At 61.0% G+C, this 22,011-nt stretch carries 19 protein-coding genes; 9 read left to right on the top strand and 10 right to left on the bottom strand.

From position 1 onward, the window contains the following. Positions 1 to 11: 11 nt before the first annotated feature. On the bottom strand, positions 12 to 992 hold the full coding sequence (locus tag JSS95_13930; GenBank protein MBS1800910.1) for a sugar phosphate isomerase/epimerase: 981 nt from the start codon (positions 990 to 992) through the stop codon (positions 12 to 14). A 77-nt stretch (positions 993 to 1,069) separates the two neighbouring features. Then, on the bottom strand, positions 1,070 to 2,113 hold the full coding sequence (gene era, locus JSS95_13925; GenBank protein ID MBS1800909.1) for a GTPase Era: 1,044 nt from the start codon (positions 2,111 to 2,113) through the stop codon (positions 1,070 to 1,072). A 90-nt stretch (positions 2,114 to 2,203) separates the two neighbouring features. Here era and JSS95_13920 point away from each other — a divergent pair, with 90 nt between their 5' ends. The 8 genes from JSS95_13920 to JSS95_13885 all read left to right on the top strand — a co-directional run bounded on the left by JSS95_13920 (position 2,204) and on the right by JSS95_13885 (position 14,515). Then, positions 2,204 to 3,349 (top strand): esterase, encoded by a 1,146-nt coding sequence (locus JSS95_13920; GenBank protein MBS1800908.1) that lies wholly within the window; start codon positions 2,204 to 2,206, stop codon positions 3,347 to 3,349. A 1-nt stretch (position 3,350) separates the two neighbouring features. After that, positions 3,351 to 4,469: an esterase gene (locus JSS95_13915; protein ID MBS1800907.1), complete on the top strand. Its 1,119-nt coding sequence runs from the start codon at positions 3,351 to 3,353 to the stop codon at positions 4,467 to 4,469. Positions 4,470 to 4,614: 145 nt separating this feature from the next. Next, positions 4,615 to 5,895 (top strand): rod shape-determining protein MreC, encoded by a 1,281-nt coding sequence (gene mreC, locus JSS95_13910; GenBank protein MBS1800906.1) that lies wholly within the window; start codon positions 4,615 to 4,617, stop codon positions 5,893 to 5,895. 2 nt (positions 5,896 to 5,897) lie between these two features. Further along, positions 5,898 to 6,422 (top strand): rod shape-determining protein MreD, encoded by a 525-nt coding sequence (gene mreD, locus JSS95_13905; GenBank protein MBS1800905.1) that lies wholly within the window; start codon positions 5,898 to 5,900, stop codon positions 6,420 to 6,422. 32 nt (positions 6,423 to 6,454) lie between these two features. Then, positions 6,455 to 8,398, top strand: a complete 1,944-nt coding sequence (gene mrdA / locus JSS95_13900; GenBank protein ID MBS1800904.1) for a penicillin-binding protein 2 — start codon at positions 6,455 to 6,457, stop codon at positions 8,396 to 8,398. Between the two features lie 4 nt (positions 8,399 to 8,402). Next, complete coding sequence (gene rodA / locus JSS95_13895) at positions 8,403 to 9,503, top strand: rod shape-determining protein RodA (GenBank protein ID MBS1800903.1); 1,101 nt, start codon at positions 8,403 to 8,405, stop codon at positions 9,501 to 9,503. Between the two features lie 552 nt (positions 9,504 to 10,055). Then, entirely contained in the window at positions 10,056 to 13,361 is a 3,306-nt protein-coding gene (locus JSS95_13890; GenBank protein MBS1800902.1) for an Rne/Rng family ribonuclease, read from the top strand. A 197-nt stretch (positions 13,362 to 13,558) separates the two neighbouring features. Beyond that, positions 13,559 to 14,515 carry an outer membrane beta-barrel protein gene (locus JSS95_13885; protein MBS1800901.1) on the top strand — a complete coding sequence of 319 codons (957 nt, stop codon included), beginning with the start codon at positions 13,559 to 13,561 and terminating at the stop codon, positions 14,513 to 14,515. A gap of 128 nt (positions 14,516 to 14,643) precedes the next feature. Here the strand turns inward: JSS95_13885 and JSS95_13880 are convergent, their stop codons facing one another. From JSS95_13880 to JSS95_13845, 8 genes are all read right to left on the bottom strand, one after another. Beyond that, positions 14,644 to 15,030 carry a hypothetical protein gene (locus JSS95_13880; protein MBS1800900.1) on the bottom strand — a complete coding sequence of 129 codons (387 nt, stop codon included), beginning with the start codon at positions 15,028 to 15,030 and terminating at the stop codon, positions 14,644 to 14,646. 61 nt (positions 15,031 to 15,091) lie between these two features. After that, a complete protein-coding gene (locus tag JSS95_13875) occupies positions 15,092 to 16,432 on the bottom strand; it encodes an aminopeptidase P N-terminal domain-containing protein (GenBank protein ID MBS1800899.1) in 1,341 nt (446 codons plus the stop codon). 43 nt (positions 16,433 to 16,475) lie between these two features. Then, a complete protein-coding gene (locus tag JSS95_13870) occupies positions 16,476 to 18,107 on the bottom strand; it encodes a glycosyltransferase family 2 protein (protein ID MBS1800898.1) in 1,632 nt (543 codons plus the stop codon). A gap of 88 nt (positions 18,108 to 18,195) precedes the next feature. After that, on the bottom strand, positions 18,196 to 18,618 hold the full coding sequence (locus tag JSS95_13865; GenBank protein ID MBS1800897.1) for a PIN domain-containing protein: 423 nt from the start codon (positions 18,616 to 18,618) through the stop codon (positions 18,196 to 18,198). Next, complete coding sequence (locus tag JSS95_13860) at positions 18,611 to 18,982, bottom strand: AbrB/MazE/SpoVT family DNA-binding domain-containing protein (protein ID MBS1800896.1); 372 nt, start codon at positions 18,980 to 18,982, stop codon at positions 18,611 to 18,613. The genes JSS95_13865 and JSS95_13860 overlap by 8 nt, the downstream gene beginning before the upstream one ends. 80 nt (positions 18,983 to 19,062) lie before the next feature. Further along, positions 19,063 to 20,109: a dehypoxanthine futalosine cyclase gene (gene mqnC, locus JSS95_13855; GenBank protein MBS1800895.1), complete on the bottom strand. Its 1,047-nt coding sequence runs from the start codon at positions 20,107 to 20,109 to the stop codon at positions 19,063 to 19,065. Between the two features lie 30 nt (positions 20,110 to 20,139). Then, positions 20,140 to 20,532, bottom strand: coding sequence for a hypothetical protein (locus JSS95_13850; GenBank protein MBS1800894.1), 393 nt, complete (start codon positions 20,530 to 20,532; stop codon positions 20,140 to 20,142). Between the two features lie 12 nt (positions 20,533 to 20,544). Then, positions 20,545 to 21,009 (bottom strand): vitamin K epoxide reductase family protein, encoded by a 465-nt coding sequence (locus JSS95_13845; GenBank protein MBS1800893.1) that lies wholly within the window; start codon positions 21,007 to 21,009, stop codon positions 20,545 to 20,547. 80 nt (positions 21,010 to 21,089) lie between these two features. Between JSS95_13845 and JSS95_13840 the strand changes: the two genes are divergently transcribed. After that, positions 21,090 to 22,007 (top strand): metallophosphoesterase, encoded by a 918-nt coding sequence (locus JSS95_13840; GenBank protein MBS1800892.1) that lies wholly within the window; start codon positions 21,090 to 21,092, stop codon positions 22,005 to 22,007. Positions 22,008 to 22,011 lie beyond the last annotated feature (4 nt).

Genomic DNA, 22,011 nt, shown 5'->3' with positions numbered 1-22,011 from the left:
TGCATAAGGCGTTAGGCGGTGACGATCTTCGCCAGAATGTTTTCGAGATAGACCTTCTCCTGGCGGACATCTTCGATCTGTTGCGGACCTGAGGTCTCGCGCTCGATGGTGACGGCTCCCTTATATCCCACGGCGTGCAGGCCGCTAAGCACCTTTGCGAAATCGACCTCGCCCTTGCCGATCAGAACCTCTTTGCCAAGCTCATAGGGATTCGTCGGCCACATGCCGTCCTTCGCGTGCATGGCGCGAACATAAGGGCCAAGAATTTTGATGGCGTCGACGGGGTTTGCCTTGCCGTAAAGAATCAGGTTGGCGGTGTCGAGGCCCACGCCCAGCGACGGCTGGTCGACGTCCTTGATAACGCGCAGCATGGTCGTCGGCGTCTCCTGACCCGTCTCCATCAGGAAGCTCTGGCCGTTGCCGGCGCAGTGCTCGGCGAGCTGGCGTATGGCAAGTACCGTCTCTTCGTAGAGCGCGTCTTTGGGGTCTTCGGGAATGAAGCCACAGTGCGTCTGTATCTGGCCGATGCCGAGCAGCTTGGCGAAGTCCGAGGTCTGCTTCAGCGCATCCATGCGGGCGGCACGATAGGCGCGTGGAACAATGCCGATCGTCGACGGACCTTCGACGAAGTTCCATTTGAGCGGCTCGGGACGAACGACTTCTGCCGTCGTCGCGACGATCTGGTACTTGTCGAGTGCATCGCGCATCTGTTTCGCGAGCGCCGGGGTGTACTTGCCGATGTAGGCATCGAGCGAGAGGAAGCAGGTCGGAATGCCGAGCTTCTTGACGACGGCAATCGCCGCTTCAGGCGAAGGTGATGGCTTGATCAGCAGACCCATCGCCATTGGCTTGTGCTTTGCCGCGGTCGCGGTGGGCTCGGCATAACTGGATGAATCCAATGCAAGGGCCCCGGCAGCCATCGCCGAGGTGCGGAGAAAGGTACGGCGGCTGGTCTGTGTCAGATGGTTGGTATTCAATGCGGTCGCTCCCATGATTTGTTTCGAAAAAATGGCGATTTGCAATTGCAAGCCATTAAAGCATGACGAAGAAAACGGGTGCCAATAACCGGTTATTCGTCCGACTGTCTGGACGCGATCTCTTCAAGCTGTCGCCGCCAGTCCAGATCTTCGACAAAGCTGTGTGAGCTTCGCCAGTCTTCGTGCACCTTGACGAAGAGCTCGAGAAAGACGCGCGTGCCGAGCAGAGATTCGATCTCCTTGCGCGCGGCCGTGCCGATGCGCTTGAGCATCTCGCCGCTCTTGCCGATCAGGATGGCCTTCTGTCCGGCGCGTTCGCAGTAGATCGCGGCGGCGATCTTCGTCACGGGCAGCTTGCCGTCGCGAGTCTTCTTCAACGATGCAGGCTCTTCATATTTTTCGATGACGACGGCGGTGGCGTAGGGTACCTCTTCGCCGGTGAGCAGAAGGATCTTCTCGCGGATAATCTCTGCGACGAGAAAGCGCTCCGGTTGATCGGTGAGCTGATGTTTGGGAAAGTAGCGCTGGCCCTCCTTCAACTGTCCGACAACCTTATCGAGCAGCAGCTCAAGCCCTTGCTTTTTACGAGCAGAGATGGGAATGACCTCGGCGAAGCTGTGCAGGCTGCTCCAGTGCGCGATCAGCGGCAAAAGGTCGGCCTTTGGGACGGCGTCAATTTTGTTGAGCACGAGGATGACCGGGCAGTTGAGCTTCTTCACCAGCGACAGCGCGAAGTCGTCTTCGCCAGCGGAGAGCTTGCGCTTTGCCGCGGCGGGAGATTTATTTTCGGCGTCCCCCTCGCGCGCCAGCCGATGCGTGGCGTCGACGATGAAGAGCACGAGGTCGCGCGATTCAAGGGCGTCATGCACCTCCTGCATCATGCGGCGGTCGAGCTGCGACGTGGGTTTGTGCACGCCGGGCGTGTCCACCAGCACGACCTGTGCGGCGGAGCGGCCGGGGTCGGTCTTCGTCTTCTTGCGCGGCGGAACCTCGAGCACACCGTGGATGCGCGTGCGCGTCGTCTGCGGTTTGTGGGTGACGATGGCAAGTTTTTGGCCGAGCAGGGCGTTAAGCAGCGTGGACTTACCCGCGTTGGGGCGGCCAATGATAGAGACGAAACCGGAGCGAAGAGCCATTGTCTTTATTATGCGCTGCCAAAGCGATCAGCGCAGTTTTGTGGATGACAGCCCATCGGCGGCAGAGGTTCTACGCTAAACTGCTCGCGTATGAAAAACGCGCTCGCGCAGCTATCGATTGCCCTGTCTTTACTTGGCACAACCCAGTGGGTTGCGGCACAAACTCCTCCTCCTGCTCCGGTTCGCTCTGTGGAGGTGAACTCCGACCGCACGATCACGTTCCGCTATCGCGATCCGCTGGCGACGAGTGTGACCGTGGGAATCGATGTCGTCGGCAAGCCAACGCCGATGACGAAAGACGACGCAGGCGTGTGGTCTGTGACGACCGAGCCAATGGCTCCCGAGATCTACGCCTACCACTTCACCGTCGATGGAGTCTCGCTCCTCGACACGGCGAATCCACGCTTTACGCCGAATCTGCGCGGCATCTCCAACCTTATTGAAGTGCCCGGCGATCAACCGCAGCCGTGGGACGCGATGAACGTCCCGCACGGCGTGGTGCATCATCACACCTACAACACGGCTACGGTGCTTGGACTCGAGAACAACCAGAGCGACTACTACGTTTACACGCCGCCGAACTACGATGCCAAGGCGAAGAAGCCCTATCCGGTGCTGTATCTTCTGCACGGCTGGAGCGACGACGCCTCAGGCTGGACTGCTGTGGGACAGACGCACATGATCCTCGACAACCTGCTGGCCCAGGGCAAGATCAAGCCGATGGTTGTGGTGATGCCGCTCGGCTATGGCGACATGTCGTTTGTGCGCGACCGTGGCGTGTGGGGTCACCCATCGACGGTCGAGCACAACGTCCTGCTGTTTCAGAAGGCCCTGCTGACCGAGGTGCTGCCCCAGGTGGAGGCGGCGTACAACGTCTCGCGTAAACGGGAGGGGCGCGCAATCGCCGGCCTTTCCATGGGAGGTCTGGAGTCGCTGACGACCGGGCTCTCGCACACCGACATGTTCGCCTACGTCGGCGGCTTCAGTTCCGCGCTTCATGCCGTCGATGGCGACAAGCAGTTTCCTTCGCTGAATCCAAAGACGGCGGACCTCAAGCTGCTGTGGATCGCATGCGGCGTCGATGACCAGTTGATGGCCCCGAACCGCGAGTTCATCGCATGGCTGAAGAGCCGGAACATGCCTGTAACGCCAATCGAGACGCCGGGGCGGCATACGTGGTCGGTGTGGCGCGACAACCTGATCAACTTCACGCCGCTGCTCTTTACGGACAAGTAGCTTGCAGGCGCTGCGCAGCATCGCGTGGTGTGCGACGCTGTTCTGCTGTGCGCTTGCGTCGGCGCAGCAGCCCTTTGGGTTTCGTTCGACGGAGGTCCATCCCGATCGCAGCGTAACCTTTCGCTTCTTTGACCGCACCGCGTCGCGGGTCGACCTTGTGCTTGAGAACCGTGTCGCGAAGCTGCCGATGCGCAACGGCGGCGACGGTATCTGGAGCGTGACGACTCCGCCATTGACGCCCGAGATCTACGGCTACCGGTTCGCTATCGGCGGAGGCGGACGGACAGCCCACGACCCGCAGAACATGCAGCGCCGCTACGCCAACGATCTGCTGCTTGTCCCCGGAACGCCTCCCGGGCCATGGGAGGAGCAGGGCGTGCCGAAGGGCAGAGCGATCAGCCATGCCTACACGACCAGGATCGTCACGGGCCTTCCCGGCAATCGGAGCAGCTTCGTCGTCTACACTCCACCCGGTTACAACTCCAAAGCGAAGCCTTATCCTGTGCTCTATCTTCTGCATTGCTGGGGCGACCAGCCCGATAGCTGGAATGGCTACGGGCAGGCCAACATCATCCTCGACAACCTGATTGCGAGCCATAAGGCCGCTCCAATGGTCGTCGTGATGCCTCTCGGCTATGGCGAGATGAGCTTCTCGAAAGACTATGGCGTATGGAACGACCCGGCGGCGGTCGAGCGTAATTTGAAGCTGTTTGAGCGGGCGTTGGTCGGAGAGGTGATGCCGCAGGTCGAGCGCAGTTACAACGTCCGCCGCGATGCTGCGGGCCGGGCAATCCTCGGTGCATCGATGGGAGGCCTTGAAAGCCTGGCCGTCGGCCTGAATCGCGGCGATCTTTTCGCGTGGGTTGGCGGCGAAAGCTCCGCGCTCCAGAACCTCGACTTCACCACCCTGCTGAGCAGCTTTCGAGCAGACGATCCGCATCGCCGGACGATCTGGATGGTCTGCGGCAAAGACGATGAATTGCTCGACAGCAACCGGCAGATGGCAAAGTGGTTGCAGGACAAAGGCGCCGGCGTGTCGCTCGAAATCCCCGACGGAACACACAGTTATATCGTCTGGCGAGAGGGATTGGTTCGCTTCGCCTCCCTCATTTTCAAATAGCGCATGACCCTGACAATTCGTTCGCGGCCAGCGGGATGCTGACCCGAAGGGGGTATACCCGTCACGAAGCGACTTTGCGGAAGATGCACCAATACCGCCAATCGGCGCGGCGCACCGAATCGCGGGATAATAGTGATAGAAGCGCATGGAATCCTTCTTCATCCGATTTAAGAACGTGCTGGTGCTGGTGGTCGTACTGCTGGCGCAGACGATCGGCCTTGCCATCCAGGTGCGTCGACCTGTGGAATCGGGGGCTCCCGACAGCCCGCAGGTCACCCTCCTGCGCTCATGGGTTGTCGGGGCGGTGACGCCATTCGAGCGATTCTTCCATGCGATCGGACACAATGTCCGCTATGGATGGTCGAACTACATCGACCTTAGAAATACCCGCCAGCAGAACCGCGATCTGCAGAATGAGGTTGCGCGGCTTCGTCTGGAGCAGGCCGAGTTCGCCGAAGACGCCATGCAGGGTCGCCGGCTACAGGAGATGCTGAAGTTCCAGCAGCACTACGTCGCCTCGACCGTAGCGGCGCAGGTGATCGGCACCAGCGGTACCGACCAGTCGCATGTGCTGTATATCGACAAGGGCGCGAACGACGGCCTGAAGGTCGACCAGGCGGTGATTACCCCGGACGGCATCGTCGGAAAGCTGCGCGAGGTTCTCTCCAGCACCTCACAGGTTCTGGTCATCAACGACCAGACCTCCGGGGCGGGCGTGCTGCTGGCGTCGACGCGGACGCGGGCGATCCTGCATGGCAGCGCGACGGGACACATCGTCATCAACAACCTCACGCCGGACGAGCGCATCAAGCCGGGCGAACAGGTGCTGACCTCGGGCGGCGATCAGATCTACCCGCGCGGTCTCCCGGTGGGAACCATTGAATCCATCGCTCCCGACCCCGACCACCAGCCCTACACCCTGATCCAGGTCAAGCCCGCGGCGAACCTCTTTCAACTGGAGGAGGTGCTGGTCATCACCGGCACGCAGACAAACCTGACCGATCTGGCGCAGAAGGACCTTGCCCAGGGAGCAACGACGGCACAGCAACTTGCTGCTGCGAAGGCTGCCGCCAAGGCTGCGGCGGATGAAGCCGCCGCCGAGGCCGCCGCGCAATCGGCGGCGCAGGTCGTCGCCGACCGGCTGCCCAGCATCCGCGAGGCGGAGAGCGTGACGGACCCGAACTCTCCGGCCGCCGCCGTGAGCAAACCGACGGTGGCAAACCCGGCGGGCGTTGTCCCCAGGCCATTGCCGACGGTGCATCCCGATCGTTACACGCCCGGGACGACGCCGCCTGCGTCGTCACTGACCCCGGGGGCCGAGCATCCCGAGGGGGCTGTAGCCGCTCCCGCGCCGGCATCGCGCTCGACAGCCAAGCCCTCCGCCACGGAAGATCAGCCCAGGCCCGAGGCCGCGAGCCCGAACTAATCATGCCAAGTCTCAGCTATACATCGCGACAGGAGATCGAACAGCACAGCTTTTCGCCGGCTGTCACTCTGCTTGTGCCGGTTGCGGCGATCATCGTCCAGGTGCTGCTGTCGAAGCTGTACTGGAGGTTTTCGTATCTCGATCTTCCGCTGATTGTGGCGATCTTCTTCTCGGTCTCCCGCCGCAGCCCGGCGGCGGGCACGGTGACGGGCGCGCTGATCGGCCTGGTACAGGATGCGCTCACCGGGCGGCCCATCGGCGTCAACGGCATGGCCAAGTCGGTGATCGGATACATCGCGGCCAGCATCGGTGTACAGGTCGACGTGGACACACTGACGACGCGCGTGTTGATGAACTTCGCTTTCTCGATCCTCAACAGCGCCATCCTGTTCCTGATCAACCGGAGGCTGCTGGGGCAGGCGGAGGTCCACCTGCAATGGGCGCAGGAGCTGATGCGGGCGCTGGCGAATACTGTGATGGCGATCCCGATCTTCTACCTGCTCGACCTGACCAAACGTCCTGAGTGATGAACGTCTAACGAATAGACCCTGAGACAGCCATGGAACTGACCCCGCAATCCGAACTGACGCTTGGCAAGGCGGAAAAACTGCCGGTAGCCAAGCTGACCGCCGTGCAGTATGTGATTGCGGCGATCCTCGTGGTGCTGGCAGTGGGTCTGTGGAGGCTCGAGGTGGTCGGCGCGGACAACTTCCGCGCGCTGGCCGAGGCCAACCGCATCCGCAAGGTTCCGGTGCTCGCCCCGCGCGGCCGTCTGTTCGACCGCGAGGGACGGCTGCTGGTGGACAACTACCCGTCGGTCTCCTGCTTCATTCTGCGCGAGCAGGTGAAGGACCTGGAGGCGGACATGGCGCTGATCTCGGCGGGGTTGCACATGACGCCCGACCAGATACGCGCGACGCTCAAGCGCTATGAGTCGGCCCCGAAGTACCAGCCGATCCCGCTGAAGCAGGACATCACGCCGGATGAGCAGGCGTTCATCGAGGCCCATCGCAACGAGCTGCCAGAGCTCGAGACGCTCGAGGAGCAGCGGCGGCTCTATCCCAGGGACGGCTTCGCGGCGCATCTGATCGGCTACGTTGGCGAGATCTCCGAAGACGACCTGAACAAGGAGAAGTACGCCTTCTACCAGCCGGGCGACGTAGTGGGGAAGTCCGGCATCGAGGCGACCTACGACGCGCTGCTGCGCGGCGTCGACGGCAGCCGCGACGTGATCGTGAACTCGCACGGCAAGGAGATCGGCCACCTCGGCCAGACGCTCGCGCAGCCGGGCAAAGACCTGAAGCTGACCATCGACCTCGATATTCAAATGGCCGCCGAGCGGGCGATGGAGGGCAAGACCGGCGCGGTGATTGCGATGGACCCGCACACGGGCGAGATCCTGGCGCTGGTCTCGCGGCCGACCTTCGACCCCAACCAGTTCGCCGTGCGGTTGACCAGGAGCTACTGGAACGAGATTCTCAACAACCCGGACCATCCGCTGATGAACAAGGCGATCCAGGCGCAGCTCGCTCCGGGGTCGACCTTCAAGATCATCATGTCGTACGCGGGGTTGCAGGAGGGGAGGGCGCAGTCGCTGCACGTGATGTGCAACGGCGGGGCGACGTTCTACGGTCACTTCTACGCCTGCGACGCCCGGCACGGTGCGGTGGACATCCATCGCGCGATCCCGCAGTCGTGCGACACCTTCTATTACACGCTGGCTAACGACCTGGGGATCGACATGATCGCGAAATATGCCACGGAACTTGGCTTTTCGCAGCGTACCGGCATCGACCTGCCCGACGAGATGATGGGCACGATGCCCTCGACGCAGTGGAAGCTGAAGACCTTCCATGAGAAGTGGTTTGCCGGCGAAGTGATCTCGGTGGGCATCGGGCAAGGCGCTGTGACCGCAACGCCGGTTCAGTTGGCACGGGCGATCGGCGGCATAGCGTCGGGCGGCGTGCTGCACCGGCCGCACCTGGTCTTCCCCGACGAGGTTCCGCCGGACCAGCTTGAGGCGGTCCACGAGACCTTCCCGGGATCGGGCGAGAAGACGGTTCCGCTCTCCACCGACAACTGGCAGATCATCACCGACGCCATGGCCGAGACGACGATCTCGGGTACCGCGGCCTCGTCTCACCTCGAGGGCATCGACTTCGCGGGCAAGACGGGAACGGCGCAGGTCATGAGCCACGATGCCCTGGCGCGCAGCGGAGGCGGGCATAAGACCGTTCCGAATGCGTGGTTTGTGGGCATGGCTCCGCGCCGCAACCCCGATATCGTGGTCGCGGTCCTGTGGGAGAACGGCAACTGGGGCAACAACTCGGCCAAGCTGGGCGCGCAGATCATCGATGCGTTTGTGACCAAGCAGCGGAAGCGCGACAACAACATCAGGATCGCAGCGGCCCCGATGCCCGCGACCCCGGCGCCTGCGCAGCAGCCGTCGGCACAGGTCGCTCCTGCCGCGCTCAAGCCAAAGACGGCGGAGGTCACGAACTAAGGCTATGTTCCGCCTCTCCTCCTACCGCGACTTCGACTGGGTTCTGCTCGGCTTTGTGATGCTGCTGTCGGTCATCAGTGTGCTCGAGATCAAGTCGGCCACGCTGCATACGAAGTTCCATGGCTTCGACCAGAAGCAGATCGGCTTTCTGGCCGCGGGTCTGTTCCTGATGTTCGTCATCTCCATGATCGACTATCATCGGCTGCTCGACATTGTGCCGTGGGCCTACGGAATCAGCATTCTTTCGCTGCTGGCGGTGAAGCTGGTGGGGCAGAAGGTGCTGGGTGCCCGCCGCTGGATCAACCTGGGCGGTGGCATTCACTTCCAGCCGTCGGAGTGGGTGAAGCTGGTGCTGATCGTCGCTGTGGCGCGGTACTTCTGGAACCTGGGCGGCCGCGAGTTGAGCTGGCGCGATATTGGCAAAGCGTTTGCGCTGGTCTGCATTCCGATGATGCTGGTGCTGATGCAGCCGGACATGGGGACTTCGCTCACCTACTTCCCGGTGCTGCTGTGCGGCCTGTTCCTGGGAGGCATCCGGCTGAAGCAGGCGGCGATCCTGGTGCTGATCTTCACGGTGTTGATCGGCGGTGCGTGGAAGAGTGGCAAGCTGCTGAAGCCTTATCAGAAAGCCCGGCTAACGGCGTTTATCGACCCCGACGAGGATCCCAAGGGCAAGGGCTACCAGATTCGTCAGTCGCTGATCGCCGTAGGCTCGGGCGGCATATGGGGCAAGGGGGCGAACAAGGGAACACAGACGCAGGGCGACTTCCTCCCCATTCCGTACACGGACTTTATCTTCGCAGCCTTCTGCGAGGAGCACGGCTTTGTGGGTGCGCTGGGCGTGCTGCTGATCTACTTCCTGATCCTGATGCGGTTGATTCAGAACGCCCAGACGGCCGCCGATCTGCCGGGAGCCTACATCATCATGGGCATTGTGGCGGTGATCGTCTTTCAGATCGCGGTCAATATCGGGATGGTGGTGGGTCTGATGCCGGTGACGGGAATCCCTTTGCCTCTTATGAGTTACGGGGGGTCGTCGATCCTGTTTACCTTTCTGTCGCTGGGCATTGTGATGAATATCCGCATGAGACGGTTTGTAAACTGATTCCAGAAGCAGATGGCGCTTGCTTTGGACTGGCGGCTGTTGCGGCTTTAGTGCAATACTATGAAGAGCGTGTGACAGGCTGTAGATGCCCGCGTCACGGCGCATCCCGCTCCCCCCAGGCGAATATTCCCGGAGAGCGGCAACAAGATTTGAAGAAAAAGGCCGGCCAGGCGAGAGATATCCATCCGTTGGCCGGACAGGATTCAGAGAAGATGATTGCATCCGGATGGCAAACGGCCACACCTCAAATAAGTGATATTGAGGCAGTTATGGTCACCGATTCCGCATGCCGGCAGTTGCTCGAAGGTTCCTTTGGTATATCCGATCTCTACCCTCCCACGCACTCCGATGTTGAGCGAGCCCGGGTGGACAGGTCTGCGTATATCTCATCTGAACGGACATCCGGCTGCCGCCAATTCGAGTTTCGTCCTCTCTACACTCCTGTCCGCACTTCGGTGAGCCACACCTAGCCATCGCGCTAAGGTCTGGACACGTGATCGCTCTCTGCCTCGTCTGCCGCCCGTAAAGAGCGGGCAGAAAGAGCAGAGCAACATGGCGAAGGAAATTTATATATCGAGCACGCCGCACGAGACGCGGCTTGCCATCGTTGAAAACGACGCGCTCGCTGAGATTTATTACGAGCGCGAGAACGAGTACACCCTCGCGGGGTCGATCTACAACGGCCGCGTGACGCGCGTGCTTCCGGGCATGCAGTCCAGCTTTGTGGATATTGGCCTGGAGCGCGACGCCTTCCTCTACATCACCGACTTCATGGAGGAGGCCGGAGACACGGCCGACTTCGAGGGCGAGGGGTCGCAGCGCGGCGGCGGTCAGCGCCGTGGAGGCCGCGAGCCGCAGACACTGGAAGGCCAGGCGGGCGAGAGTTCGTCGCGTTCGGGCGAGCGTGGAGACCGGGATCGCGACCGTGGCAGGGACCGCAATCGCAATCGCCGCGATCGCGACGGCAGGCGCGGGCAGGGTGACGGTGAGTATGCCGCGCCTGAGGCCTCCGAGGCGGCCACGGACGAGAGCCTCAGCGCAGGAGAGGCCTCCGAGGAGAACCAGCCGATCGGCGAAGGCGCTCCGGGTGCGGATGGAAGCCGTCGCTGGCGCGGCCGCAGGGGCCGTCGTCGCGGGCGCGGGCAGCGTGGTGAGGCTCGTGAGCAGGCCCAGGGCACCGAACCGCAGGCAGATGCGTCCGATGCAGCAGCTGCGGATCCTTACGAGTCTTCCTTTGAGATTGATGGGGCGGAGGAGCAGCCCGGCATCGCTGCCGAGAGCATTGAGTTGGAGGGCGCGGCGCAGGAGAACGGCGACTCGGAGCAGGATTTCGTGCGCGGCTCACGGCGCCCCGATTTCCAGAACGAACAACGTAACGACCAGCGTAATGAGCAGCGCAGTGGGCGCAATGATCGTGGTCGCGGCGGACGCGACCGCGACCGTGGCGGCCGCAGATCGCCGCGAGGGTTTGAACCGAAGACGTCTTCTTATGGAGCCGACGATGCGGCCGCAGCCCAGGATCCGTCGCAGCTCGAGCCAATTATTCTTCCGGGCGAATCGCTGTCGAAGTATCGTGCAGGCGGTGAAGAGCCTGCGTCCGTCGAGGTCAAAGCCCCGCAGCCCACAGTTGCGGCACCTTCCGCCCCCGGCTACGAGATTCCATCCGGATGGGACGGAGGTTTTGTGCTGCCGGGCGAATCGCTCTCGCGACGCCGCGCACCGGAGAAGCAGGAGGCTGTGCCTGCTCCCGTTGAGCACGTAGCTCCTCTCGAAGAGGCCGCGGTGCAGAGCGAGACAACTACTGTCCCTGCTGCAAGCAAAGCACAGGCTGAGCCGACTGAATATGAGCCGGTGGAAGCTTCGGCATCCTATCGTGTCGATCCAGTTGCGCCGAGCGAGTTTCGCCAGAGCGCTCCGGTGGAAGAGATTGAGGAGGTTGTAGAGCAGCACACCGAGCTTCCTCACGCGGAGATTGAGCAGCTTGAAGTCTCTCCGGCTCCCATCGAGGAAGCTGCCGCAATTCACGAGCAGACCGTCAAGGCGCAGGAAGCAGAAGCCGCCCACGATGTGACAGCGATCCACGCCAGCGGCTGGATGGAGTCCACCGCCCCGGTATTTGCTCCCGTGGAACAGGAGGCACAGCACCAGGCGCTCGAAGAGGGCGCGGCGTCGATTGAAGAAGCCGAAGAGGATGCGATCGACGACGAGGACTACGATACGACCACGCTACAGGCATCTTCCGTGGAGGAGCTTGACGACCTCGACGAAGAGGAGACGCTTGAGGGCGCCGCCGATCTGGGAGCCATGCTCCGTGAGATGTCGATCGATGAGATCACTCGTCCCGGCGAAGACGAAGGCGAAGAGGAAGACTTTGAGGAAGAGCACGCCGTATACGACGGCAATGCCGAAGTCATGGAAGAGGACGCTCTGGATACAGAAGAAGCGGCTTTGGACGATGAGGCGGAATACGCTGAGGAAGGCGAGCCTGCCGTAGCCGATGGCGCAGCCCCGGCCCGGGAGCGTACGCGTGACTCGGAGCGTCGTCGCGGCCGTCGCGATGGGCGCCGTGGCGGGCGCGATCGTGCGCGTCATGCAGGCGGCGGCGGCGATCGCGAGCGCAGTGGAGGACGCGGCCGCACCTCGATGCAGGCCACGAACCTTCCAGCGATCAGCGAGCTGCTGAAGCCGGGGCAGGAGATCCTGGTGCAGATCGCCAAGGAGCCTATTGCCAAGAAGGGCGCGCGCATCACATCGCACATCGCCCTGCCGGGACGGTTCCTCGTATTCATGCCAACGGTGAACCACACGGGTGTCTCTCGCAAGATCGAGTCCGACGGCGAGCGACGCCGCCTCAAGGAGATTCTGCTGAGCGAGAAGGGTGACGCCGCAGGCGGCTTCATCGTTCGCACAGCGGCTTCAGGCGCAAGTGAAGAAGAGCTTCGCTCCGACCTGCGCTTCCTGTTGAATCTGTGGGCCGACATCAAGCAGCGTTCGGAGTCGTCGAAGTCGCCCGCGCTGATCTATCACGATCTGAACCTCGTCGAGCGCATTCTGCGCGACCAGGTGACGGACAACTTTTCGGCGATCTGGGTCGACAGCGAAGAAAACTACGAGCGCATTCTGCGCTTCCTGCAGCGCTTCCAGCCGTCGCTGATCCGCCGCGTGAAGCTCTACACCAAGGAGACGCCGCTGTTCGAGCAGTTCGGCATCACGGACGAGATCAACAAGGCGCTGCGCTCGAAGGTGTGGCTGAAGTCCGGTGGCTCGATCGTCATCAACCAGACTGAAGCGCTCGTCGCGATCGACATCAACACCGGCAAGTACGTCGGCAAGACGGCGCGCCTCGAAGACACCATCGTGAAGACGAACCTCGATGCGATCCCTGAGATCGTTCGCCAGATTCGCCTGCGCGACCTTGGCGGCATCATCATCATCGACTTCATAGACATGGATGAGCGCAAGAACCGCAACCGCGTGATGGCCGCGCTCGAAGAAGAGTTGAAGAGCGACCGCGCGCCGTCGAAGATCCTCCAGTTTAACGATTTTGGTCTAGTGGCCATTACGCGCAAGCGCGTGAAGCAGTCGCTTGAGAGAACGCTCTCGACCACCTGCGGCGTGTGCGCGGGAACGGGCATGGTGAAGTCGCCGGTGACGGTGTGCAACGACATCTACATCGAGATGCGCAAGATGGCGAAGCATCTTGATCGCGGCGATGTGATGCTGCGCGTGCATCCGGATGTCGTCAAGCAGTTGAAGTCGTCGACCAAATGGCTGCAGGAGATGGAGGAGATCGTAGGCAAGACGATCCTCGTCAAATCCGATCCAAGCCTTCACCCGGAGCAGTTCGATATCCACTAACTTTGACGTCGCAGAATAAGGATGGGCACCTTGCGGAGTGCATGGTGCCCCATCTGTTTGTCATCACAAATCGACCCAGGTCTGTCATCCAAAACGGAATCTGCGGCGTCCTACACAACAAGCACAATAAATTGGGGTTACTACATCCAGAAGTTGTCGCTGCCGCATCAGAGCAAATGGGAGTGAAAAGGATGCACTTGAAAACTCAAACTTTCTCGACGCTGATCGTTCGTACTGCCGCGATCGCTTTTTTTAGCGCTGCTGCCGGTCTCTCTGCGCAGACTGCTGCCGCTCCTCAGGTGAAGCCTGTTGATCTAAAGGCGAGCCTGATGGCTCCGCTGGACCTCTCCCGCCCCGCCGATCTCAACTACAGTTCGAGCGCCGGAACGGAAGAGATGGCATCCGCGACGAACTTCGACTTTCGCGCCGGCGAGATGCAGCCTCCGCCCCGCCGTCGCTACGGACGGACAAACTACAGCGACCGCATGCACAATCCCGACGGTTCGAAGAAGTACTCCTTTGCCGTCGGCGGCGGCTTCGACGCTCCCACTGGTTCCACGGCGAAGGACCTTACGGTCAACTGGCACTTTCAGGTCGCAGGTTCATACAATCTGAACAAAAAATTTGGCGTTCAGGTCGAGTACAACTACGACAAGTTCAACGACTCGCTGAGCAACATCAATCGCCAGTTTGCTCGTTATAACGCTCTGGGACTCGTGAATCAGGATGGCACGCCCGTCGACTTCACGGGACTCGACGGAAGCACGCACGTCTGGTCCCTCACGTTGAATCCGCGATACACCTTCTATCAGGGCGATGCGATGGGCGCATACGTGATCGGCGGCGGCGGCTTCTATCGCAAGGTGGCAAACTGGACGCTGCCCCAGCAGGGCGTCTACTGCGATTTCTACGGCTTCTGCTACAGCTTCACCCAGAACCAGGTCTTCGACCACTACTCGAACAACGCGGGTGGCCTCAACGGCGGCATCGGTTTTACCTACCGGCTGTCGCGGTTCGCATCGGAGAACCTCTATGCGGAGGCGCGCTACGTATGGGTGAACAATCAGCCAAGTCAAAATTCGGTGGGTGGGCTTTACCCAGAAAGCAACAAGCGTACGGGATACATGCCGGTCACGGTTGGTATCCGCTGGTAGGTTCTGGATTCTTGAACCAATAAAGCGCCCGGCTGCGTGCCGGGCGCTTTATTCACCCGGACGGTGCCCCATTCGCGCGGTTTTAATGACGCGGTGCAACCATGGCGGTATGTCCTGCAAAAGCTCGTTCAATGAGTTTGCCAGATTCTTAGCATGTAGGCAGCCGCGATGCCGGCGATGATGCACGCACTCGTAAGCAGCATATACAGCAGCCCGACCTGCCTGGTTTCCTGGGAGTTCTTCCAGAGCACGAGGATGAGGATCGCGGCGAGCAGCATGGCTGTCAGCGGGAGAGGCGCATGGTTTGCCGCCAACAATGCAAGATATCCTCCAACAGCCGAATACACGATCCAGAGAAGGTCCTGAAGCAACTTGTAACGCGTGCGCAGACGGCGGTCCTGCACGACGAGGCCGCGCCTGAAGTGGACGATCGCGAACGTCGAAACCATCGAAAGCGCCACGGTAACGACATATCCGAGGACAAGCGAGACGACGATCAGCGCCGCTGTGAGCATGGTGAGCGAGGAATAATAAGGATTCAGGATAGCGGATGGAGATGCAGGCGTAGAGAAAAATCTACTGCCGCATTACCGCTTCGACCTCGGATGCCTCGTGTGGGAGCTTCGCAATCAGGTCCACGAGCTTGCCGTCCCCGTCGACGTAGAAGACGTCCTCGATGCGGATGCCGATATTTTCCTCGGGGATGTAGATACCCGGTTCGATGGTGAAGACCATGCCTTTATCGAGCGGCTTGGTGTAGTCCCAGGGGTCATGCACATTGATGCCGACGAGGTGGCCCAGGCCGTGGACCATGTACTGGCCGAGCGGCTGGCCGTGGAGGTCCTTGCCGTGCGCGTTGACGTAGGCGAAGGCAACCTGGTCGAGCGAGTCTGCCTGCTTGCGCTGCGGGTCGTTGATCTTCGATTTGCCTGCGACAAACGCGGCCGCAGCTGCACGCTGCGCTCCAAGTACGATGTTGTAAATCTCCCGCTGACGCGGGGTAAAGTGCCCGTTGACCGGCATAGTGCGGGTGATGTCGCTTGCGTACATGCTGTACTCGCCGGCGGCGTCGATCACGACGGTGTCGCCGGACTGCATGACGCGCGAGTTGTCGCTGTAGTGCAGCATGGTGGAGTTGGGACCAGAGCCGACGATCGGCGCGTAGCTTACACGCTCGCAACCATCCTCCATCATCTTCGCGACCTCGATGCCTGCAATGGTGCGCTCACGGACGCCAGGCCTGATGGCGCGCATCCCGGCGAGTTGCGCTGCAATCGAAGCGTCAGAGGCTTTGCGGAGCAACTCAATTTCGGCAGGAGATTTGATTGCTCGCATGGGGATGAGGAGCTGTGCAACGTCGCCAGAGGACTCGATTGCGCTTGTGCCTAGCGTAGCCCCGAGAAATCCAAGTGTTGCTGCTGCTTGTGCAGAACCTTTCTCCGTCCAGACATTCCGTAGCCGCGCACGGTCGCCGGAGATCAATTTGTTGAGAACCTCCGGCATCTCTGTCATGGGAAGCACTTCGTCAAAGCCGGTTGCTGCTGGTGCGCCCGGAGTGGCAGCATCCATCTTTGGGCCTGTGTACTTCTCAGTGCGAAGATTACGCGAGGGCAGGAAGAGAATCTCGCGATAGGCTTGCGCTGCGCGGCCGCCGAGAGCAGTACCGGGAGTCTCCGCGACTGCTTCAACGGCAGGGATCAGAACGATGGCAGCCCCTGGTTCGTTCCAGCCGGAGAGGTAGTAGAAATCCTCGTCCTGGCGGTAGGGCATGAAGTCGAGTACAGGCTCTTCGGCGGCGAAGAGGATGGCGACGCCGCCGTGGAGTTTTTCGGCGAGCGCCACGCGGCGTTGCCGGTACTCAGGTTTGGGAACGGAGTCGAGAGCGAAGCATGTGCTGCTCGCGACGACAAGAATGATTGCTACCGTGTGTAAGACCGTTTTCACGCGCCCTCCACGAAGACTAGATTCCCATAGGGTACGGCTTCTCGTGCAACTCCTGCCCCGCAGTGCCGAAGCGCTCAAAGCGGCCCTGCAACAGGCTCAGCAGCCCCGTGTACCAGTAGCCGAAGACGAAGAGCACGAGGAAGGGGACGGTGAAGAAGTTCTCTGTCGTGATCGCGTACCAGACGGTAGCTGCGAAGTAACAGCCGATGGCCAGCTCGATCCATGGAATGATGCCGAGGCGCTTGCGATACTTCTTCGCCTGGCTCTTCTCGCCCTTCTTGGCGACGCGATACTTCGGCGTGCGCGCGAAGGCAGACTGCACGCCGAAGAGCGCTTCCATCACGGCCTTGGTGTTGGTGATCGTAAGGCCGACGCCTAACGCCATGAGGAAGGGGAGATAGAGGAAGGTCCTGCCCCACTTCTTTGGGAAAAGTTCTTTCTGGCTTACGAGATAAAAGCTCGAGATAGACATGGTGCTCGCCATGAAGAGAGGCAGGTCGATCAGCAGCATCTGGAGCAAGCCCTGCCAGCTACGGATAATCATCGCGGGCATCAGCAGCACGGAGAGGATAATCATCAATGGGTAGCTGATATTCGCCGTCAGGTGGTACCAGGCCTCGAGCTTGGTGTGCCACGGCTGGTCGCTCTTCATCACGCGCGGCAGAATCTTCTTGCCCGTCTGGATGAGTCCCTTGGCCCAGCGTGCCTGCTGCGTCTTGAAGGCGGTCATCTCGATGGGAAGCTCGGCGGGGCACTCGACATCCTGCAGATACTTGAAGTGCCAGCCGTTCATCTGCGCGCGATAGCTGAGGTCGGTGTCCTCGGTGAGCGTGTCGTGCTGCCAGCCACCGGCGTCGCCGATGGTCTCGCGACGCCACATTCCGGCGGTGCCGTTGAAGTTGAAAAAGACCCCCGCGCGCGAGCGTCCGCCGTGCTCGAGCACAAAGTGCCCGTCGAGCAGGATGGCCTCGACCTGCGTCAGGAAGCTGTAGTCGCGATTCAGGTGCGTCCAGCGTGTCTGCACCATGCCGATGCCGGGCTCGGCGAAGTGGTGTATCACCTGCATCACCCACTGGCTCGGAGGGACGAAGTCGGCGTCGAAGATGGCGACGAACTCGCCCCTGGCAACCTTTAGCCCCGCGTCGAGCGCACCAGCCTTGAAGCCGTGGCGGTTGGTGCGATGGATGTAGACGATCGGCTGCGGCTCCATGCCGGCGAAGCCGCGCGCGTAGCGTTCGACGATCTGCTGCGCGACCATCGTCGTCTCATCGGTGGAGTCGTCGAGCACCTGGATCTCGAACCGGTCGCGGGGATAGTCAAGCCGGCAGCAGGCGTCGATCAGCCGGTCGATAACGAACTGTTCGTTAAAGATCGGGAGCTGGATGGTGACGAAGGGAAGCTCGCCCTCAGCGAAGCGCGCAGGAGGCTGGTCCCACTTCGCGGCGTTCTTGCGGTTCTTGTAGTACAGCCATACAAGCTGATAGCGGTGGATTCCGTAGAAGGCGAGGATCACCATCACGATGAAATACGGAATCAGCAGGCAGATGTCGAAGCCGTTCCAGCGATAGAGCCCCTTGAAGGTCTGGTCGAGATAGTGCGTCTTCCAGTAATGGCTGAGCCCGTGCGGGGCCATGAGCGACATCGCCATAGCATGATTGGAAACCGATTGGAAGATGTAGGACAGGAACGGAGCTCCAGAGTGCAACACTAACCCTTCAACGAATTGTACGTGACGCTTACAGAATCAGGCGGTGGGCGTTCTGGTTCAGAAAATCTGCCGGCGCGACAATAGCGACGCCCGCAATTCGGGAGTTGTACAGATGCCCGAAGTGGTTCTTGTCGCCGGTCACAAGGAAATCGACGCTCGCTGCGATTGCTGCTGCCAATATAGGTCGGTCTTTCTCTGCCAACACAACGTCAGCCGGGATAAATTGCAGATTGGCATCGCTGACGAGTTGTGTCTTCGTCAAGAGAGCGGTGAAGCGTTGGTGATGACCGTTGAGAATGTTCTTTCTCACCTCGTCGATTGCGTACGCTGAGGTAGTCAGTGACAGATTCATCAACTGCCATAGCTGCAAAAGACGGCTCGCGGGCGAGTGCGAGGCTGAAAATAAGACATTCGCGTCGAGATATGCGTTAAGGTGAGCGAACTCAGACACTACGTCTGGCCTTTGCAGAGTCGGCTTTTGCCTGACGCACCCGTTCAGACCATTCCTTGTCTGTACGCAGCTTCTCTCGCTGGTCTCGATCCACTCCGGGAATATTCATCGGATCAAGGCCCCACGACCGTATATCAAGGGCAATCTCGTCCCACTCTTCCTTCGTCATGGCGCTGTTCAGCAGAAGCTCGGCCTTGCGCTCTGGCGTGTAAATCTCCACCTCATACGCAACGGCTGGACGGAGCCGGATCTCGCCCTCTTTTACTTCCGTAACCAGCAGAGAACCATCTTCAAGCCCGAACTGCTTGCGAAGCTTTGCCGGGAGAACCAGCGTCCCCCGCTTGCCCATTTTGACCGTCTCCATGGCAGAACCTCTGAATATCAGAATATCAGATAGATTGCGGGAGGGGGTTAGAGACTCTTATCTAAATGAATGATTAGAAGCTAGTTCAGGAACATCGTCCGGTACAGCGTGTCGCGCTGCACGGGTTTGAATCCCGCATCGCGGATAATCCGCCGCAGCTCCTCCTCGGTGGTGCAGTTGGAGGTTCCGGCGGCCTTGACTACGTTTTCCTCGAGCATCACCGAGCCGACGTCGTTGCCGCCGAAGCGCAGTCCCATCTGGAGCACCTTGAGGCCCTGCGTCACCCAACTTGCCTGCACGTTCTCGATGTTGTCGAGGACCATGCGCGAGATGGCCAGCGTCTTGAGGTACTCGACCGAGGTGGCCTCGTCCCATCCGCGGCCGCCGAGCGCGGTGTTGTGCGGCTGGAAGCTCCAGGGGATGAAGGCGGTGAAGCCGCCGGTCTCTTCCTGCAGGCGGCGCACGACCTCGAAGTGGTTCATGCGCTGCTCGAAGGTCTCGCCGACGCCAAACATCATCGTCGCGGTGGTGCGCATACCAAGCTCGTGGGCGGTGCGGTGGACGTCCACCCAATCCTGCGTCTTGCATTTCAGCCGTGCGATGCGGTGACGCACCTCGTCGTCGAGGATCTCCGCTCCGCCGCCGGGGATCGACTGCAATCCGGCATCGCGCAGGCGCATGATGGTGTCGCGCAGGCTCAGCTCGGAGTACTCGGCGATGGCAAGGATCTCGCTCGCCGAGAGGCAGTGCAGCCAGATGCTGGGGAAACGCTCGCGGATTCCGCGAAAGAGGCGCTCGAACCAGTCGATCTTCAGGTCGGGATGCAGGCCACCCTGCATCAGCACGCCGGTGCCGCCCATCTCCTCGGTCTCGCGGATCTTGTCGTAGATCGTCTCGAAATCGAGGATGTAGCCTTCGGCGGCCATCTTTCCGTTCAGCGGACGATAAAAAGCACAAAACGTGCAGTACTCGGTGCAGAAGTTCGTGTAGTTGATATTGCGGTCGATGATGTAGCTGACCACGCCCTCGGGATGCAGGCGGCGGCGCACCGCGTCGGCCTCCATGCCGATCCCAATCAAGTCATCGCTTCTGAAGCAGTCGAGCGCCTGTTCGCGGCTGATACCCATGAACCTATTTTACGCCGGAAGCGGCTACGCTTAGTGGCTGCGCACCAACAGAACGACGACCAGCGCCAGAAGGACGACGACGAGGCCGGTGCTGAGCTTCAGCCAGAGACCGAGCGAGTCGACCTTTGCCGTCAGCGATTGCACACGCCGCTCGCTCTGCTCCGCCGAAGCCCGGGCGATACGCACATCTTCGGAGAGGACGGCGATCTGGCTGCCCTGCTCCTGCAGCTTGCGGTAGAGGCCCGCATGGGCGGCCGCGACCTGGCCGAGATCGCCGCGGACGCCATCGGCCATCGCCGCGAAGGCGGCCTCGTTGGCGCTCTCGCTGGCGGCCTTGGCCGAGAAGTAGCGGTCCGCGACCGGCACAAGGCGGGTGACGTGCGGTAAAAGCTCAAACAATTGCATCAGGACCTTGGGCCACATGCGTCTCTTCGTCTACCTTTCCGTTGTGTTCAAGCGGCGCGACTGTATCCACTGCATGGCGAGCACGGCCGAGGTCACAAGAAAGATTGCGGTGACGATGCCCTGCGACCACAGGCAGTAGATGCACCACTTCTCAAGAACGTAGGCCTCAAGATAGCTGAGAAATCCCGCGCACATGAACCCGGCGAGCGACGCAAGAAAGGTGAGCCGCCAGTATCCGGCAAGCGCGAGGATCGCGATCAGCGCATAGCCTACGATGCCCAGCGTCGCGACCGGAATGTGATGGCCGCCGGTGGGAGCTTCGTCGAAGGTGCGCGGAGGGAAGACGGCAAACCGGCTGTGATTGACCGCGCCGCAATCGAACTTCTCGGTGACGGCGCAGGGCGGAGCCTGGGAAGGATCCATGTAGTGCACATGCAGCGCCATCGAGGCGACGACAATACCTGCAAAGGCCAGAAGAGCCACGAGATACTTCATCGCTCGATTCTACGATGCGCGGGCGGGTTTTCAGGCGGCAGGTTTTTCATCCCGTCACATGGGAGAGCTAAAATAGGCGCGTGAATACGACCCGCAGAGAGTTCCTCGCACTCCTGGGAGCCGCCGGCGCAGCAGCTGCGGCTCCGACGCATCTCTTCGCAGCACCGGCGAAGGTCGAACCATTTTCGTTTGTCTTCATCACCGACGCGCACCTTCAGCCGGAGCTGAACGGCGTCGTCGGCACCGACATGGCGATGAAGAAGGCGCGAACCTTCAAGGCGGACTTCGCCATCAACGGCGGCGACCACGTCTTCGACGCGCTCGGCGTGCCGAAGCAGCGCGCGTTGCAGTTGTTCGACCTGTATGCGAAGACGGAGCAGGACCTGGGGCTCAAGGTCTATCACACGGTGGGCAATCACGATGTGCTCGGTATCTATCCGGCGAGTGGGATCGCTCCGACCGATCCGCTCTACGGCAAGAAGCTCTTTGAGGACCGCTTCGGCAAGCGGTATTACAGTTTCGACCACAAGGGGCACCACATCATCGTGCTCGACTCGATCGGCATCACCGACGACCACGCCTACGAGGGACGTATCGATGCGGAACAGCTCGCATGGCTGAAGGCCGATCTCGCCGCGTTACCGCAGGGGACGCCGATCATCGTCTCGGTGCACATGCCGCTGGTGTCGGCCTTCGCTTCGTACATTCCCGAGCCGCTCAAACCTTCGTCCCGCCATACGCTGACGGTGGCCAACGCCAACGAGGCGGTTGATCTCTTCGCAGGTCGCAACGTCATTGGCGTCCTCCAGGGACACACGCATATCAACGAGAACGTGGAGTACAAGGGGATCAACTACGTCACCAGCGGAGCGATCTGCGGCAACTGGTGGAAGGGCGCCCGCATGGGCACGCCCGAGGGCTTCACTGTGGTGAACGTCGCCAACGGCAGGATGACGACGCACTACGAGACCTATGGGTTCAAGGCAGTCGGAACGTAATCAG

It is taken from the genome of Acidobacteriota bacterium, from assembly GCA_018268895.1.
Lineage (GTDB): Bacteria > Acidobacteriota > Terriglobia > Terriglobales > Acidobacteriaceae > Edaphobacter.
This window is presented reverse-complemented; position numbering and strand designations above follow the sequence as displayed.

Bases quoted from the DNA above. Each gene is read 5' to 3' on its own strand.
- JSS95_13930 (MBS1800910.1), bottom strand. From the start codon at position 992: ATGGGAGCGACCGCATTGAATACCAACCATCTGACACAGACCAGCCGC.
- era (MBS1800909.1), bottom strand. From the start codon at position 2,113: ATGGCTCTTCGCTCCGGTTTCGTCTCTATCATTGGCCGCCCCAACGCG.
- JSS95_13920 (MBS1800908.1), top strand. From the start codon at position 2,204: ATGAAAAACGCGCTCGCGCAGCTATCGATTGCCCTGTCTTTACTTGGC.
- mreC (MBS1800906.1), top strand. From the start codon at position 4,615: ATGGAATCCTTCTTCATCCGATTTAAGAACGTGCTGGTGCTGGTGGTC.
- mreD (MBS1800905.1), top strand. From the start codon at position 5,898: ATGCCAAGTCTCAGCTATACATCGCGACAGGAGATCGAACAGCACAGC.
- mrdA (MBS1800904.1), top strand. From the start codon at position 6,455: ATGGAACTGACCCCGCAATCCGAACTGACGCTTGGCAAGGCGGAAAAA.
- rodA (MBS1800903.1), top strand. From the start codon at position 8,403: ATGTTCCGCCTCTCCTCCTACCGCGACTTCGACTGGGTTCTGCTCGGC.
- JSS95_13890 (MBS1800902.1), top strand. From the start codon at position 10,056: ATGGCGAAGGAAATTTATATATCGAGCACGCCGCACGAGACGCGGCTT.
- JSS95_13880 (MBS1800900.1), bottom strand. From the start codon at position 15,030: ATGCTCACAGCGGCGCTGATCGTCGTCTCGCTTGTCCTCGGATATGTC.
- JSS95_13870 (MBS1800898.1), bottom strand. From the start codon at position 18,107: ATGGCGATGTCGCTCATGGCCCCGCACGGGCTCAGCCATTACTGGAAG.
- JSS95_13860 (MBS1800896.1), bottom strand. From the start codon at position 18,982: ATGGAGACGGTCAAAATGGGCAAGCGGGGGACGCTGGTTCTCCCGGCA.
- mqnC (MBS1800895.1), bottom strand. From the start codon at position 20,109: ATGGGTATCAGCCGCGAACAGGCGCTCGACTGCTTCAGAAGCGATGAC.
- JSS95_13850 (MBS1800894.1), bottom strand. From the start codon at position 20,532: ATGTGGCCCAAGGTCCTGATGCAATTGTTTGAGCTTTTACCGCACGTC.
- JSS95_13845 (MBS1800893.1), bottom strand. From the start codon at position 21,009: ATGAAGTATCTCGTGGCTCTTCTGGCCTTTGCAGGTATTGTCGTCGCC.